Raw genomic sequence first — 15,525 nt, forward strand, 5'->3', positions numbered from 1 at the left:
TTCGGCGAGGTGCAGCGGGTAGCCGGTCGAGCTACGGCGCAGCACCCGTCCGATGCCTGCCCCGCCCTGTTCACCGCGGCGAGCAGGCGGCGTAGCCGGGCAACGCGTATGGACCAGGTTCAGACAGGTGGCGGGCGGGCTGCCGTCCCACAGGACGTCGACGATCTCGTCCTGCCCCACGGACAGTCCCGACTGAAGGGCCAGCAGGCCGAGCAGACCTCGCTGCCTGGCCGCCCCGACGTCCACGGTCTCCCCCGCCACCCGCAGCATCAGCGGACCGAGCACCGCGACGCGGAGAACGTCCCCGCCTCGCGGCACCGGGTTCCGCCCCGGCTTCCAGCCCCAGTGCCGCGATCAGCCGCAGCAACGACAGGCTGCACGGTGACGCTGCCCGCCCGCGTTCGATCTCGCGGATGCCGCGGGTACTGACCCCGGCGGTTTCGGCGAGTTGGGCCTGGCTCAGGCCCAGGTGCACACGGCGGTCACGCAGCCAGATCCCGAGCTGCTCAGGCGAACGCCCCAATGTCCCGTGTCCCCCCTCCGGTACCACCGAGAGGCCGGGCAACGCTGGTCAAGCGTCCAAGCAGCCCCATCGGCAGATTTTCTGACGGTTCATCATACGGCGGGGACGGCTGTGAGGCCCGGAACGGTTTCCGCGTTCCGGGCCCTCACAGCGGTGGGGCGTATCGGGTCAACGAGCCGGCAGCGTTGGGCGGGTCACCCGCTGATCTCGTTCCAGGCCCAGATGTTCCGGTTGTAGGAGTACGTGGCGACCCAGAGGTCCTTGTGCCCCGACACGCCCTTCCACGAGTTGGAGGGCGGCACGGCCGCACTGCCGGACGCCCTCCTGGAACGCGTACGCGGGGACGTGCGGTTCGACCGCCGTGTCACGCGCATCGAGTATCACCACCCCGATGCCCTTCGCCGGACACCGAGCACGTCCGGAGCAAGGGCCCGCACGTGTGGGTGGACACCGCGTCCGAGGCCGCGACGGTCCCGTCGTACGCGAGCAGTTCACCGCGGACGCCGCCGTGGTCACGGTGCCGTTCTCCGGACTGCGCCATGTACAGATCGTCCCGCCCATGTCGTACGGCCAGCGCCGCGCGGTCTGCGAACTGCACTACGACTGCGCGACCAAGGTGCTGCTGGAGTTCAGCCGCCGCTGGTGGGAGTTCGACGAGCCGACTGGAAGCGCGAGCTGAACGCCGTCGACCCGCGCCTGTACGACGCCGGCCGCACCGACCGCACCGCCACGGACGGCAGCCTGCTAGGCCCCGTCTCTCCGTGCCCGGAGCGCTCATCACAGCCGGTCAGCGCACTCACTACGCCGCCAACCGCGCTATCACGCGCCAGCCGGAGGCGGTCGGCGTTGTGGGTGGCGGCTCGGTGTCGGACAACGCCAACCGGTTCATGTTCCACCCCTCCCATCCTGTTCCGGGAAGCGCGGGGGGGTGTCGTCCTGGCTTCCTACAGCTGGGCGGACGACGCGCTGCGCTGGGACTCGCTGGACGACGAGGCACGGTACCCGCACGCTCTGTGCGGCCTCCAGCAGGTCTACGGCCGGCGCATCGAGGTCTTCTACACCGGCGCGGGCCGCACGCAGAGCTGGCTGCGCGACCCGTACGCGTACGGGGAGGCGTCCGTGCTCCTGCCCGGGCAGCACACGGAGTTGCTGCCCGCCATCCCCGTACGCGAAGGGCCGTTGCACTTCGCCGGGGACCACACGTGCGTCATGCCGGCGTGGATCGAGGGAGCCGTGGAGTCCGCCGTGCGTGCCGCCCTGGAGATCCACACCGCGTGAGCCGCGCGGTCCGCTGAGCCACGACACAGACACAGACACAGACACAGACGCCTGCGCAGACGCAGAGGCATGCGCACGCCCCGGCGCACCGGCGCCGGGCCGTCCGTTCTCGCGGTGCGACCAGCTCGCCTCTGAACGCCGCAGCCGTCAACAGGAACTGCCGCAGGAGGACGAACTGCTGCCGCAGGACGAAGAACTGCTGCCGCAGGAGGACGAGCTGCTGCCGGAGCAGGAGGAGGAACCACTGCAGGAAGAACCGGACGACGAGCCGTCGCAGGCGTCACCCGTGACATACCAGGACGACCAGCTGGACGAAGTGTCGGCGCCGCCTCCTGTCGCTGCCGCCGCACCCGTACCGCTGCTCGTCAGCCACGTCCTGGACCGCTGCCCACTCCCCCGTCCATACCCGGACGCCTGCCGGCCCAGATCGTCCCAGGCACGCCGCCAAGCCCGACGCACGAGCCAGGCGCACAGCACGGCCATCCCCAGCACGGCAGCGGCCACCACGACCAAAGCAGTCATGATCATGTCCCCCTTCCACCGGGCCGTACGCACCGGCTGACCGGACCATGCCCCACGCCCCGGCGACTTCAATCTCCCCTTGAGCAAGCCAAGAGGTTCCTCACCGAGGGCCCGCGGCAGAGCCGTCGCCGCCGACCCGACGGCGGCGGTCGTCAGCCGTTCGCCGCCGCCTTCTTGATCGCTTCGCGGATCCGGGAGTACGTACCGCAGCGGCAGACGTTCTCGATGTCGTCGATGTCGGCGTCCGTCGGCCGGGGCGTCCTCTTCAACAGCGCCACCGCCGCCATGATCTGGCCCGGCTGGCAGAAACCGCACTGCGCGACATCGCGGTCGAGCCATGCCTGCTGCACGGGGTGCAGCCTGTCGCCGTCGGCCAGGCCTTCGATCGTGGTGACCTCGCGGTCCGCGCAGTGCGCGACCCGCACGACGCAGGGCTGGATCTCCTCGCCGTCGAGGTGGCTCGTACAGGCACGGCAGACGCCCACGCCGCAGCCGTACTTGGGCCCCGTGACGTTCAGCATGTCCCGCAGGACCCACAGCAGTGGCATGTCGGACGGGGCCTCGACAGTGACCGGCTTCCCGTTGAGGACGAAGGAGTAGGAGGGCATCGGCACCTTCTCGGAGGTCGGGTCAGAAGTTGAGGGGGATGCGGCGGGGCTTGGAACCGGTCGCCCGGGCATAGGCGTTGGCGACGGCGCCGGCAGCGGCCGGGACGCCGAGTTCGCCCGCCCCGCCCGGTTCCCGCCGGGAGGGCATGATGTGCGCCTCGAAGCGCAACGGGGCGTGCCGCTGGCGGGCGTAGTGGAAGTCGGCGTAGCTGCCCTCGCGGACGGCGCCCCGGTCGATGTGCAGGCCGGCCTGGAGGACGGTGGAGACGCCGTCGATCGCCGTGCCCATGAGCTGGGCCTCAAGGCCGCGCGGGTTGACGGCCGTTCCGACGTCGGCCGCCATCACCACCTTGGTCACCCGGGGGCTCTTCGGGTCGGTGGCGTCGATCTCGACCAGGCAGGCCACGCAGGAGCCGTACTCCTCGTGGACGGCGACGCCCTGCGCCTGGCCCGCCGGCAGGGTCCGGCCCCAGTCACCGGCGTCCGCGACCTTGTCGAGCACTGCTTTGACGGCCTTGTTCCTGAGTGTGGTACGCCGAAAGGCGACCGGGTCCTTGCCCAGGCTCCTGGCGACCTCGTCGACGACGATCTCCTCCGCGGTCCGCATCGTCCCGGAGTCCACCGACCGCCAGGCGCCGAGGGGGATGGCCAGTTCGACCGATCTCGAGTTCCCGGACACACGGCCGAAGTTGTACAGGCCGCTGTCGCTGGGCAGCGGGCCGGAGGCGCGTGCGACGGTCGGCGTCACCCCGTTCCGAGCGGCCCCCTGAACGGCTCCCTGGGCGGAAAGCCCCTGCCCCTCGTACGACTCGCTCACCGAGGCCATCGCGTGGGTGAACGCCACCACCCTGCCCCGTGCGTGGCTGGCCCGGATCCGGTGGTGGCTGGCAGGGCGCATCCGGCCGTGCCGGATGTCGTCGGCGCGGCTCCACATCAGTTTGACCGGTCGGCGTGCCGCCTTCGAGATGAGGGCCGCCTCGATCGCGGCGTCGTGGTTCAGCCGCCGGCCGAACGAGCCGCCGCCGCGTATGACATGGACTTTCACCTTCGACTTGGGCAACCCGACCGCCGAGGCGATGCTCTCCTGCGCGCCCATCGGCGTCTGGGAGGAGAACCAGATCTCGGCACGGTCCGCACGAACGTCCGCCACCGCGGTCAGTACCTCCATCGGGGCGTGGCTGACGAAGGCGAACTCGAACTCGCCCTCCGTCTGCGCCGATCCACGCGGGGGGTTGCCGAGCCGTGGGACCGCGGCCCGCAGTCGCCGGCGGATCTCAGCATCGGAGAGCGACGCGAGCAGACCGGAGGCCCAGCTGATCCGCAGGGCCTCCCTTGCCTTGAAGGCGTGGTGGAAGGTCTCCGCCACCACGGCGACCCCGCCGGCGACCTTGACGACGGCGTGGACGCCCGGCATCGCACGCGCGACCCGGGAGTCGACCGTGACGGGCTTCCCGCCGAGCGTGGGCGGTCGGGCCATCACGGTCGGCTTCGCTCCGGCCACCGCCAGGTCCCCGGCGTACTCGGCCTTGCCGGTGACGATGTCCAGGGCGTCGATCCGGGTCGTCGGCTTCCCGATCACCTGGTGCCGGGACGCCGGCTTGGGTCTGCTCGACACGGCGGGCCGGCGGATCGGGGCGGCGCTCGCGGTCAGTGAACCGAAGGTGGCCGAACGCCCGTCCGGTGCGATCACCCTCGTGTTCCGGGTGCGCAGGGACCGCGCGGGAAGGTTCCAGCGCCTGGCCGCCGCGGTCACCAGCTTGGCACGCGCCAAGGCGGCAAGCTCACGGGCCGGGCCGTACAGCGAACTCACCGAGCTCGAACCGCCGGTGAACTGGTTGCCCTTGGCACGGGCGTCGGCGAGCGGGATGTCGACGTCGACGAGCCGGGCATCCAGCTCCTCTGCGATCATCATGGCGACCGCGGTGGTGACGCCCTGGCCGACCTCGACGCGCGGCAGCCGTACGACGACCTTGTTGGCCTCGGTGACTTCGAGGACCAGCATCTCCTCGTCGGCGCCGGTCACCAGGACGTCGGACGGCCGGCGCATCGTAGCCACGGTGGGCTCGACGTCTTCCGCCGTCGCCGCGTCACAGCCGAGTTGCGCGGCGACGGTCAGCGTGGAGGCCGCGAGCGAGTAGACCACGAACTTGCGGCGGGACAACTGTCGGGCCAACGGATGCTCCTCCTCGAGTATCCCGATGGTTCGACTGGTATGAGGGGTCAGCACCCTTCGGGGTTGCCTGCGGGAGCCGAGCTGCCGGAGTGCGTTCCGCCCTGTGGCCGCCGGAGCGTCCGCCGCCGCCGGGGACGTCTCCGCCGGTCACATACCTGGCTGGTCACGCCGCCTGAGGCCTCTCCACAGGTCAGAGACCCGCCTGACCACGCCGCCTGAGACCTCCCCGCAGATCAGAGACCTGCCTGGTGGGGCGATGAGACTCGGACCCACGGGCCCCTGTCTGCCTCTGTCTGCCCCTTGAGCGTCATCGACGACGAGAAGCCCGCACCCGGTGGGGGCGGGCTTGTCGTGGTGATGCCGTCACTCCTCGATGCCGTGGTGAGCGCCCGCCGGGAACGTCGCCGTACGTACGGTGTAGCGTCCCCCTTCGTACGGTCCTGGCTCTCCCGCGAACGGACGGCAGGCAACCCGAACTGATGCCCTGTTCCGTCATGTGATCCTGTCTCTCTGACCTACTCGACCGCCCCGACCGGGACGACACCGCGTGGCTCCGCCCGCCGCCGCATGGTCGGGGCGGGCACTGCGTACGCCAGCCTGTGCCTGCGGGGAGACGTCACCACTCTTGGGCTCCGTTTGAGGCGCCGGCATCACCCCGGGGCCAGTCCCCCGGGGTGATGCGCAGTCACTCGGCTGCTTCGTGTGCCCTCGCTTGATCTTCTCGATGACGGCGGTGAAGCGGGGACTGCCGGCACGCCTGCCCGGGGGTGAGGACGAAGGACAGCGACCGACACCGCCGGACGGCGGCGAGATGGACCTTACTGGTCAACCGGCCCCTCGAATCCCCAAGTTCAGCCGCCTTCAGGCGGGCCCGACGTCTGCGCCGCAGACCCCGCCGCTCCCCGTCGAGGCATGGTCGGCACCTCAGCGAGGGGTGGGGACCACCGCGCCTTGTGCGCGCAGCACAGCGATGTCGTCCTCGGTGACGCCGAGTTCGGCGAGCAGAGCGTCGGTGTGCTGACCGAGTGCGGGGATCCCACCCATCGGTGGCTCGTAGCCGGCGATGACCGGAGGTGGAAGCAGAGCGGGTACCTGACCGTGAGGTGTGTCGATCCGGCGCCACCGGTCGCGGGCCACCAGATGCGGATGGGCTATGACCTCGCTCGGTGTGTTGAACCGGGCATTCCCGATCCCTGCGGCATCCGCGTCGCTCTGCACCTGCGTCAGGTCATGGCGTGCACACCAGTCGGCGATCTCCGCGTCCAGGAACTCACGGTGCGCGACCCGGCCGGAGGTCGTACGAAAGCGTTCGTCGTCGGCCAGGTCGGGCCGGCCGAGAAGGTCACGCGCGAATCGCCGCCATTCACGGTCGTTCGTCGTGCCCAGGACGACGGTCTGACCGTCCGCTGTGCGGTAGGCGCCGTACGGCGCCACCGCGGGCGAGCCCATGCCGACCGGCTGCTGGTCCACACCCGTGTGCAGCGTGTAGGTGAGCTGATACCCCATCAACTCCGTCATCGTGTCGAACAGGCTCACCGCGACCGCGGCGCCGCCGCGACCATGGCCACGCTCCTTGCCGCAGAGCAGCGCCAGAACCGACAACGCGGCATACAGGCCGGTGCACACGTCGGCCATCGGCGGACCGGGCTTGGCCGGCGCGCCCGGAAAGCCCGTCATCGCGCATGCGCCCGACTCCGCCTGGGCCAGCAGATCGTAAGCACGCTTGTGGGACAGCGGGCCTCCCGGCCCGTAGCCGTCGATCTCCACGGCGATGAGTTCCGGGTGGCTGACGGCCAGGTCAGCGGGCGCGATACCGAGCCTCGCCGTGGCACCGGGAGCAAGATTGGAGACCATCACATCGGCGCGGTCGAGTAACCGGTGGAGTACCGCCATCCCGGCCGGATCCTTCAGGTTCAGCGTGACCGACTCCTTGCCCCGGTTGACCCATACGAAGTGCGCCGCCATGCCGCCCACCACGTCGTCGTAGTGCCGGGCGAAGTCACCGCCTTCCGGGTTCTCCACCTTGATCACCCGAGCCCCGAAGTCACCGAGGGTGCGGGTGCAGATGGGAGCCGCCACCGCCTGCTCCAGGGACACCACCGTGATGCCCGCCAGTGGCCCGGCCGGCTTGGCCGCGTCACGAGCGGTTCGCCTCGGGTCGGAGCGTTCCGACCCCTCGGTGTCCGCCACGTTTACCCGATCACCCGTCAGTGTCCGGGGAGGAAAGCCGGGCCTCGCCATAGGTTTCTCCTCGACCTTGTCGTGCCTGCTGTGCCGGTGGCGCGTCGGTGCTGTGGCCCGCGCCGCCCGCCTCATGCCCGCTCCGTCGTGGTCGGTCCGGTGAACCGCGGAGCGCGTCCGGCCTAGAACGCGGCGCTGCCCTCGGCGAAGTCCGCACCTGCCAGCAGTCGCGGCCGCGCCCGTACCTCCTCGGCCGATACGGCGTCGTTCCTCACGCCTGCTCCCGCAGCAACTGCCTGCCCACGATGAGCTTCTGGATCTCGCTCGTCCCCTCGTAGATGCGGAACAGTCGCACGTCCCGGTAGAAGCGCTCGACGGGAACGTGGCGCATGTATCCCATGCCCCCGTGTATCTGGACGCCACGGTCGGCCACCCGGCCCACCATCTCGCTGCAGAACAGTTTCGTGGAGGACGGTGCCAGCCTGCGGTCCTCGCCCGAGTCGTACGCGCGGGCCGCCTCCAGCACCATGGCGCGGGCCGCGTACATCTCAGCGTGCGAGTCGGCGAGCATGGCCTGGACGAGCTGGAACTCGCCGATGGGACGTCCGCCCTGCCGGGTGACCGAGGCGTGCGCGACGCTTTCGTCCAGGATGCGCCCGGCCAGCCCCACACACATCGCCGCGACGCTCAGACGTCCCCTTGCCAGCGACCGCATGGCGGTGCGGAATCCCTCCTCCTCGCGTTCTCCGACGAGGGCACTCGCCGGAAGGCGTACGTCGTCGAAGAAGACCTCCGCGCTCAAGGCCCCCGACTGGCCCATCTTGTGGTCCCTCGGTCCTACGGTGACGCCGGGGCTGTCCGCGTCGACGGCGAAGACGGAGATCCCCTCGGCGCCCGTGCTCTGCGGCCCGGTGCGGGCGAACACCATGAAGACACCGGCGAGCGGGGCATTGGTGATGAACCGTTTACTGCCGTTGAGGACGTAGCCGTCCCCGTCGCGTACGGCACGGGTCCTGATACCGCTGGGGTCTGAGCCCGCCTCCGCCTCCGTGAGGGTGAACGCCGCGATCAACTCCCCGGCTGCCATCCGCGGCAGATAGCGCCGCTTCTGCTCCTCGGTGCCGGAACTCGCCAGGAGCTGGCCGGCGACCCCGTTGTTGATGCTGAACATCGAGCGGAACGCGGGCGTGGTGTAGCCGATCTCCAGGGAGAGGCGTACGTCCTCCGTCATGGAGAAGCCCAGCCCTCCGTACTCCTGGGGCAGTGCGTAGCCGAACAGGCCCATGACCGCGGCCTTCTCGCGGAGGTCCGCCGGGATCTCGTCCTTCTCCTCGATCTCGTTCTCGCGCGGGACGACCTTCTCGCGCACGAAGGCCCGCACCGCCGCCAGAACGGCGTCGAACTCGTCTGGTTCCATTGGCTTTTCGCACTCCTCGGTTGTGGGCGCCTTGTCGAGCGGGCCCCAGGGCTCGGGCTACTTGGGCCGTTTGGCGGCTCCGGCCGCTCCGGCGGCTTCGGCTGCTTCGGCTGCTTCGGCTGCTCCGGCGGCTTCGGCTGCTCGGGCTCAGCGGGGAAGGAGTTCCAGGACGGTGGCGTTCGCCATGCCGCCGCCCTCGCACATCGACTGCAGGCCGTAGCGGACACCGGCGGCTCGCATGTGGTGGAGCAGCGTCGTGGTCAGCCGTGCGCCGGAGGCTCCCAGGGGATGGCCGAGGGCGATGGCGCCGCCATCGGGATTGAGCCGGTCCGGATCGGCACCGGTCTCGGCGAGCCAGGCGCCGGTCACGCTGGCGAACGCCTCGTTGATCTCGAAGGCTCCGATGTCCTCGATGCCCAGACCGGCGCGCTTCAGGACCTTCTCGGTGGCCGGGATGGGGCCGGTCAGCATCGTCACGGGGTCGACTCCGACGACGGCGAAGGAGTGGAAGCGGGCGATCGGGCGCAGACCGAGTTCACGCGCCTTCTCGCCGCTCATGACCAGCAGCGCCGAGGCGCCGTCCGATATCTGCGAGGAGTTGCCGGCGGTGACCACGCCGTCCTCGGTGAACGCGGGCTTCAGACCCGCCATCGTGGCGGCCGTGCCGCCCCGCCGTACTCCCTCGTCCGTGTCGACGGTGCGTACGGAGCCGTCCTCGTCCGTCACGTCCACCGGCACGATCTGGGACTTGAACCGCCCCTCGTCGATCGCTGCCGCCGCGTTGGCGTGCGACCGGAGGCTGTACGCGTCGAGTTGCTCCCGGCTCAGCCGCCAGCGCCGCGCGATCTCCTCCGCGCCCAGCCCCTGGCTGAACCGCGAGACGCCGTACCTGGCCCGCACGGCCGGACCGAACGGCTCGCCGGGGCCCCGCTCGCGGCCGGAGCCCAGCGGTACGCGACTCATCGACTCCACGCCGCCCGCGACCACGATGTCGTACTGACCGCTCATCACTCCCGCGGCGGCGAACTGCGCCGCCTGCTGCGAGGATCCGCACTGCCGGTCGATGGTGACGCCCGGCACTTCCTCAGGCCATCCGGCGGCCAGGACGGCGAAACGGCCGACGCAGCCGCCCTGCTCACCGGTCTGCGAGACGCAGCCCCACAGCACGTCCTCGACCAACGCCGGGTCCAGGTCGTTGCGTTCGGCCAGGGCCCGCAGCACCACGGCGGACAGGTCTACCGGGTGCACATCGCTGAGCGAGCCGTTCCGCTTGCCCACGGGTGTACGGACGGCGTCCACGACGACCGCGTCACGCATGTCAGACCTGCCTTTCCGCCGTGTCCGGCGCGCCGGTTTCCTGTGTGCTCGAGGGGGGTTCGCCCGGGCCCCGAGTCGTCCGGGCCAGGCGGCGGAGCTCGGTTTTCAACACCTTTCCGGCCGGGGACAGAGGAAGTTCCTCGACGAAACGGACCTCTCTGATCCGCTTGTACGGCGTCACGCGCTCTGCGACGTACTCCATCAGCTCCTCGGCCATCGCTCGCGGCTCAGCGGCGGGGACCACGAAGGCGACGGGGACCTCGCCGACGGCAGGCACCGCCCTCCCGACGACCGACGCCTGGAGCACTGCGGGGTGTCCCCCGAGGATGTCCTCCAGCTCGCGCGGGTACACGTTGTAGCCCTTGTAGATGAGCATGTCCTTCGACCTGCCGGAGACGTACAGGAAGCCGTCCGCGTCGAGGTGGCCGGTGTCGCCGGTGCGCAGCCAGCCGTCGACGAACTGCGCGGCGGTCTCGTCCGGGCGGCCGAGGTAGCCCGAGGCCACCTGAGGGCCCCGCGCCCAGATCTCGCCGCGCTCGCCCGGCGGCACCTTCCGGCCGGGATGCAGCGGGTCCCGGATCTCCAGCTCGGTGTCGAACAGGGGAAGTCCCTGGCTGCCCGGCTTGCGCAGCCCGGCCTTCGCGATGGGGCCGCTGGACACGGTCGCTGTCGCCTCCGTCAGGCCGTAACCCTCGATGACAGCGGCGCCCGGGAAGACCGCTGTCAACTTCTCCAACGAGTACGTGTCTATGGGGGCGCCGCCCGACACCACGGCCTTGACCGAACTGAGGTCGCGCGTGCGGATGCCCGGTGTCGCCAGCAGGGCGTGCCAGAGCGCCGGGGCGCCCGGGATGTACGCGATCCGGTGCCGTTCCACCTGCTCCAGGTACGACTCCGCATCGAAGCGGCCGCTCAGGATGGTGGTGGCGCCGCACAGGAGGAAGAAGTTGAGGCTGATCAGGCCAAGGGCGTGGAACAAGGGCGAGACACACAGCGTGGCGTAGCTGCCCGGTGCCAGGGCGTAGTCTCCGGAGGTCTCCAAGGGGTTCAGCACCACACCGCCTTCGCTGTCGAGCCCGGGGAGCGCCCCGGAGCGCCAGCAGGCGACCTGGATGGTGTTGGCGACGATGTTGCGGTGCAGTATGCGCACTCCCTTGGGTGCTCCGGTGGTTCCGCCCGTGTACCCGTACTGGGCGACGGAGTCGGTGGGGACCAGCACCTCTGGCGGGTGGCTGCTCTGGCCTGCGACGAGGGCCTCCAGGGCGGTGCCCGCCTTCCCGAAGAGCTTTGCGCAGTCATCCGGCCTGTCGGCGGGGGCCGATGCGCTGGGCGGCACGATGACGACCAGCCGGACCGGCAGCCCGTCGATCGCCTCGGCCAGCACCGGTGCCGGCTCCGGATGGGTCACCACGGCCGCCGCGGAGCAGTCGGCGAGCTGGGCGCGCAGGGCCCTGGCCGGCTGGGCGGGGTTGGCCGGGCAGGCTGTCGCGCCCGCGAGCGTGATGCCGTAGTAGGCGACGGCGAACCACAGGGTGTTGGGCAGGTGAAGGGCGACCACGTCACCCTGCCGTATGCCGCGCGCCCTGAGGCCGCGTGCGAACGCGGCAGCCTGTTCGTACAGGCCGGTGAAGGTGAGAACCTGGTCGCCGTCCCGTATGGCCGCCCGGTCGCGGTAGCGGCGGGCCGAGCCGGCGAGCACCGCGCCGAGCGGGACATCGGGGTAGTCGAGACGGCGAGGCAGTCCCGCGGGCCAGTAGTCGGTCATGTGCCGCTCCCTTCACGCGCCGACCCGCTGCCGGCCATGCAGGGCTTTCGCGCGGTACGCCGGTTCATCGCACGACCTCCGCGTCGAAAAGCTTCTTGATCTGCTCGGGGTTCCGGCCCGTCTCGGCAAGGACCTGCGCTGTGTGCTCGCCCGGAAGAGGGGCCGGCCGGGCGGGCCGGCGAGGGGTGGAGGAGCCGAACCGGGGGGCCGGGGCGGGCTGGAGGACTCCCGTGCCGTCGGTGAGGAAGGTGCCGCGTGCGGCGTTGTGAGGATGGCGCGGTGCCTCCACCAGCGACAGCACGGGGGTGACGCACGCGTCGGCGTCGGCGAACACGGCGGCCCAGTCGTCGCGGCTCCGGGCGGCGAAGACCTCCGCCAGACGCCGCCGCATGACCGGCCAGCGGGAACGGTCCCACTGCCCGGTGAAGTCGGCATCCGCGACCAGGCCGAGCCGTTCCAGGAGGGTGGCGAAGAAGGGCGCCTCGATCGCGCCGACCGCGACGTACTCGCCGTCGCGGCAGCGGTAAACGCCGTAGAACGGGGCTGTGCCGTCCAGGTAGTTGACGCCCCGGTGGTCGGTCCACCGCCCCTGGTGCAGACGGCTGTAGATCATGGCCAGCAGCTGAGCCGACCCGTCCACCATGGCGGCGTCCACGACCTGGCCTTTCCCGGTGGCGCGTGCCTGCACGACCGCACACAGCACACCGAAGGCAAGCAGTGCGCCACCGCCGCCGAAGTCGCCGAGCAGGTTGAGCGGCAGGACCGGCGGGCCGTCGGCCGGTCCGATGGCTCCCAGGGCCCCGGACAGGGCGATGTAGTTGATGTCGTGTCCGGCCCGCGGCGCGAGCGGCCCGTCCTGCCCGAATCCCGTCATCCGTCCGTAGACCAGGCGCGGGTTGCGGCCCAGGCACGGGCCGGGGCCCACTCCGAGCCGTTCGGCCACCCCCGGCCGGAAGCCCTCCAGGAGGACATCGGCATCCGCCACCAGGTCGAGGACGGCGCCGACGCCTTCCGGGTGCTTGAGGTCGATGGCGGCCGAGCGCCGGCCCCGGTGCAGGACGGGATCGGGCCTGCCGGCCACGTCCGACGGCCGCTCGACACGGATCACGTCCGCACCGGCGTCGGCGAGGAGCATCGCGCAGAACGGCCCCGGCCCGATGCCCCCGAGCTCGATGACCCGCAGCCCGGTGAGCGGCCCGGGGCCCGCATCGGGTACGGCGCCGTTCGCACGTTTCTGGTCTTGTTCTTCGTTCACCGGCCGCTCACCGGCCTCGCCAGACGGGAGCCCGCTTCTCGGTGAAGGCCGACGCGCCTTCCCGAGCGTCTTCCGAGTTGAACACCAGCTCGGTGATCGGCTTCTGACGGTCGAACAGCTCGTCGCGTGGCCAGCCGGGAGACTCCACGAGGACACGTTTGGTGACCCGTACGGCGAGCGGACCGTTGGCGGCGATGGCGGAGGCCAGCAGCCTCGCCTCCTTCAGCGCGCCGCCGGGTGGAGTGAGCCGGTTGACCAGTCCGTAGTGGTAGGCCCGGTCCGCGGTGAGGACATCGCCGGTGAGGGCGAGTTCCATCGCGATCTGGTACGGGACCCGGCCCGGCAGTCGCAGCAGTCCCCCGGCCACCGCCACCAGACCGCGCTTGACCTCGGGCAACCCGAACTTGGCGTCCTCGGCCGCGACGACCAGATCACTCGCGAGGGCGATCTCGCATCCGCCCGCCACGGCGTAGCCCTCGACGGCGGCGATCAGCGGCTTGCGCGGCGGGGTCTCGGTGAGTCCGGCGAAACCGCGCCCCGCCACGTGGGGGCGCTCGCCCCGCAGGAACGCCTTGAGGTCCATGCCCGCGCAGAAGGTGCCGCCCGCGCCGGTGATGATGCCGACCGCGAGGTCGTCACGCTCGTCCAACTCGTCCAGCGCGGACGCGATCGCCTCCGCGACGGCTCGGGTGACCGCGTTGCGGGATTCGGGCCGGTTGATGGTGATGACGGCTATGCCGTCGTCGCCGTACTCGACCAGTACTTCGTCTGCCACGGAAGCTCCTTTTCGGTGGCCAAGCGGTGGTCGCGGGTTGGGAGTAGCGGTAGAGCGCCAACCTTCAGCGTGGGGCCAGGCGGATCGCGCCGTCGAGGCGGATGGTCTCTCCGTTGAGCATCGGGTTGTCGATGATGTGCAGGGCGAGTTGTGCGTACTCGTCCGCCGCGCCGAGGCGCGGAGGGTGCGGCACCGCGGCAGCGAGCGCGTCGAGCTTCTCCTTCGGCCTTCTGCCGAGCATCGGTGTGTCGAACAAGCCGGGCGCGATGGTGACGACCCGGATGCTCCTGCTCGCCAGATCCCGGGCCGCACACACGGTGAGGCCGGCCACTCCGGCTTTCGACGCCGCGTACGGGGTCTGTCCGATCTGCCCCTCGAACGCCGCGATGGACGCTGTCATGACCACCACTCCACGGTCCCCGTCGAGTGGTTCGTTGCAGGCCATTCGGGCGGCGGCGAGCCGGAGTACGTTGAAGGTGCCGATCAGGTTGACGTCGACCACGGCGCGGAAATGGTCGAGATCACCGGCGGTGCCGTCCTTGTTGACCACGCGAAGCGGACCGCCGCGGCCCGCGCAGTGGACGACCGCGCGCAGCGCTCCTGTCCGCTCGGCGGTGTCGAGGACGACGGTCATGTCCTCGGTGCTCGTCACGTCGGCGGGAACGAAGACGGCCTCGGGGCCGAGGTCGCGGACGACGCGGTCGCCGGCCGAGGAGGGCAGGTCCGCGATGGTGACGCGGGCGCCGGCCTTGAGCAGGCGCCGTGCCGTCGCCAGGCCGAGCCCCGACGCGCCGCCGGTCACCACTGCGGATATTCCGCTGGTCTGCATGGACGCTCCAGTCGGTCGAGTCGGTGTCGGATCTGCCGCCGCAGGCGCCGCGAAGGCTCGGCGACTGCCGTCGTACGCGGGCCACGGGCCCGGCCGTTGCGGTCGGGACCGCAGCCGATGGAGAAGAGGAACTTGTCGAACGATCGTTAAGTTAGGTCGCCGTCTCACCAACTGTCAATGACCGCGACGAAAGTGCGGGCGACCTACCGGGCCGGCGCCTCGCCGTGCCCGACCAGTGCGAACGCCAGACGCACGTACCGGTCGCACAGCTCCGTCGTCCCAAGGTCGCCGGACGGGTCGTACCACTGGGCGACGGCGTTACACATGGCCATGACCGCCCGGCGGGCGTCGTCCGGGTGCGGGGTCCGGAAGACTCCGCCGGCCATGCCGTCGTCTATGGCCTTCTGGAAGAGTCCCGATACTGCGTGCCGCCTTTCGATGATGGGGTTGCGGTACTCGGGTTCGAGGTAACGGAGTTCCTGGAGGGTCAGCAGACTCTCGACCCGCCGCCGGACCCGGTAGTCGACCGTCACTCTGACCAGGGCGGCCAGCCGCGCGGCAGGGTCGTCACCGGCCTGGGCCAGTTCCTTCTCGCAGTGACGGAAGTAGTCGTCGAGCGAGTCCTCGATCAGGGCGTGGAAGAGCTCCGCCTTGCCGGAGTAGTAGTAATAGAGGGCGGACAGACTCATGTCGGCCCGCTTGGCGATGTCACGAATGGAGGCGCCGAAGTAGCCGCGCTCCGCGAAGACCTCTCGTGCGGCGGCCATGATGGCGTCCCGGCCGTTTCCCCGGGGGCTGGAGGTACCGTTGTCCGCCGCCTTGCCGCTCTTGCCCGCTGCCTTGCCGCTCTTGCCCGCCGATTTGCCGCTCATCGCATCCATG

The 15,525-nt window shown here is 70.7% G+C and carries 13 protein-coding genes and 1 pseudogene; 3 read left to right on the forward strand and 11 right to left on the reverse strand.

The features are described 5' to 3' along the window. Positions 1-70: 70 nt before the first annotated feature. On the reverse strand, positions 71-550 hold the full coding sequence (locus ACFYO0_RS09220; protein ID WP_388674196.1) for a helix-turn-helix domain-containing protein: 480 nt from the start codon (positions 548-550) through the stop codon (positions 71-73). Between the two features lie 234 nt (positions 551-784). Between ACFYO0_RS09220 and ACFYO0_RS09225 the strand changes: the two are divergent. Together ACFYO0_RS09225 and ACFYO0_RS09230 are read left to right on the forward strand one after the other, a co-directional pair. Beyond that, a pseudogene (locus ACFYO0_RS09225) lies at positions 785-1,801 on the forward strand (flavin monoamine oxidase family protein); the annotation flags it as partial. Further along, on the forward strand, positions 1,773-2,363 hold the full coding sequence (locus tag ACFYO0_RS09230; RefSeq protein WP_388672868.1) for a hypothetical protein: 591 nt from the start codon (positions 1,773-1,775) through the stop codon (positions 2,361-2,363). The pseudogene ACFYO0_RS09225 and the gene ACFYO0_RS09230, both read left to right, overlap by 29 nt. 112 nt (positions 2,364-2,475) lie before the next feature. On the opposite strand, the gene ACFYO0_RS09235 is transcribed toward ACFYO0_RS09230, so the two are convergent. Both ACFYO0_RS09235 and ACFYO0_RS09240 read right to left on the reverse strand, forming a co-directional pair. Continuing rightward, positions 2,476-2,931 carry a (2Fe-2S)-binding protein gene (locus ACFYO0_RS09235; RefSeq protein ID WP_388672870.1) on the reverse strand — a complete coding sequence of 152 codons (456 nt, stop codon included), beginning with the start codon at positions 2,929-2,931 and terminating at the stop codon, positions 2,476-2,478. 22 nt (positions 2,932-2,953) lie between these two features. Next, positions 2,954-5,074, reverse strand: a complete 2,121-nt coding sequence (locus tag ACFYO0_RS09240) for a molybdopterin cofactor-binding domain-containing protein (protein WP_388674198.1) — start codon at positions 5,072-5,074, stop codon at positions 2,954-2,956. A 330-nt stretch (positions 5,075-5,404) separates the two neighbouring features. Here ACFYO0_RS09240 and ACFYO0_RS09245 point away from each other — a divergent pair, with 330 nt between their 5' ends. Next, complete coding sequence (locus ACFYO0_RS09245; RefSeq protein WP_388672872.1) at positions 5,405-5,584, forward strand: hypothetical protein; 180 nt, start codon at positions 5,405-5,407, stop codon at positions 5,582-5,584. Positions 5,585-6,028: 444 nt separating this feature from the next. Here ACFYO0_RS09245 and ACFYO0_RS09250 read toward each other — a convergent pair whose 3' ends face one another. From ACFYO0_RS09250 to ACFYO0_RS09285, 8 genes are all read right to left on the reverse strand, one after another. Beyond that, complete coding sequence (locus ACFYO0_RS09250; RefSeq protein WP_388674200.1) at positions 6,029-7,219, reverse strand: CaiB/BaiF CoA transferase family protein; 1,191 nt, start codon at positions 7,217-7,219, stop codon at positions 6,029-6,031. Between the two features lie 337 nt (positions 7,220-7,556). Next, a complete protein-coding gene (locus tag ACFYO0_RS09255) occupies positions 7,557-8,702 on the reverse strand; it encodes an acyl-CoA dehydrogenase family protein (protein WP_388672874.1) in 1,146 nt (381 codons plus the stop codon). Positions 8,703-8,849: 147 nt separating this feature from the next. Beyond that, positions 8,850-10,019: a thiolase family protein gene (locus tag ACFYO0_RS09260; RefSeq protein ID WP_388672876.1), complete on the reverse strand. Its 1,170-nt coding sequence runs from the start codon at positions 10,017-10,019 to the stop codon at positions 8,850-8,852. 1 nt (position 10,020) lies between these two features. After that, the gene (locus tag ACFYO0_RS09265; protein ID WP_388672878.1) at positions 10,021-11,784 is read right to left on the reverse strand and encodes a class I adenylate-forming enzyme family protein; all 1,764 of its coding nucleotides are present in this window, start codon (positions 11,782-11,784) and stop codon (positions 10,021-10,023) included. A 64-nt stretch (positions 11,785-11,848) separates the two neighbouring features. Continuing rightward, positions 11,849-13,039, reverse strand: coding sequence for a CaiB/BaiF CoA transferase family protein (locus ACFYO0_RS09270; RefSeq protein ID WP_388672880.1), 1,191 nt, complete (start codon positions 13,037-13,039; stop codon positions 11,849-11,851). Between the two features lie 7 nt (positions 13,040-13,046). Beyond that, positions 13,047-13,814, reverse strand: a complete 768-nt coding sequence (locus ACFYO0_RS09275) for a crotonase/enoyl-CoA hydratase family protein (RefSeq protein ID WP_388672882.1) — start codon at positions 13,812-13,814, stop codon at positions 13,047-13,049. A gap of 64 nt (positions 13,815-13,878) precedes the next feature. Continuing rightward, on the reverse strand, positions 13,879-14,643 hold the full coding sequence (locus ACFYO0_RS09280) for an SDR family NAD(P)-dependent oxidoreductase (RefSeq protein ID WP_388672884.1): 765 nt from the start codon (positions 14,641-14,643) through the stop codon (positions 13,879-13,881). 203 nt (positions 14,644-14,846) lie between these two features. Then, the gene (locus ACFYO0_RS09285; protein WP_388672886.1) at positions 14,847-15,524 is read right to left on the reverse strand and encodes a TetR/AcrR family transcriptional regulator; all 678 of its coding nucleotides are present in this window, start codon (positions 15,522-15,524) and stop codon (positions 14,847-14,849) included. Position 15,525 lies beyond the last annotated feature (1 nt).

Source organism: Streptomyces sp. NPDC006365, from assembly GCF_042870755.1.
Lineage (GTDB): Bacteria > Actinomycetota > Actinomycetes > Streptomycetales > Streptomycetaceae > Streptomyces > Streptomyces xiangluensis.

Bases quoted from the DNA above. Each gene is read 5' to 3' on its own strand.
- ACFYO0_RS09265 (WP_388672878.1), bottom strand. From the start codon at position 11,784: ATGACCGACTACTGGCCCGCGGGACTGCCTCGCCGTCTCGACTACCCC.
- ACFYO0_RS09255 (WP_388672874.1), bottom strand. From the start codon at position 8,702: ATGGAACCAGACGAGTTCGACGCCGTTCTGGCGGCGGTGCGGGCCTTC.
- ACFYO0_RS09260 (WP_388672876.1), bottom strand. From the start codon at position 10,019: ATGCGTGACGCGGTCGTCGTGGACGCCGTCCGTACACCCGTGGGCAAG.
- ACFYO0_RS09235 (WP_388672870.1), bottom strand. From the start codon at position 2,931: ATGCCCTCCTACTCCTTCGTCCTCAACGGGAAGCCGGTCACTGTCGAG.
- ACFYO0_RS09285 (WP_388672886.1), bottom strand. From the start codon at position 15,524: ATGGATGCGATGAGCGGCAAATCGGCGGGCAAGAGCGGCAAGGCAGCG.
- ACFYO0_RS09280 (WP_388672884.1), bottom strand. From the start codon at position 14,643: ATGCAGACCAGCGGAATATCCGCAGTGGTGACCGGCGGCGCGTCGGGG.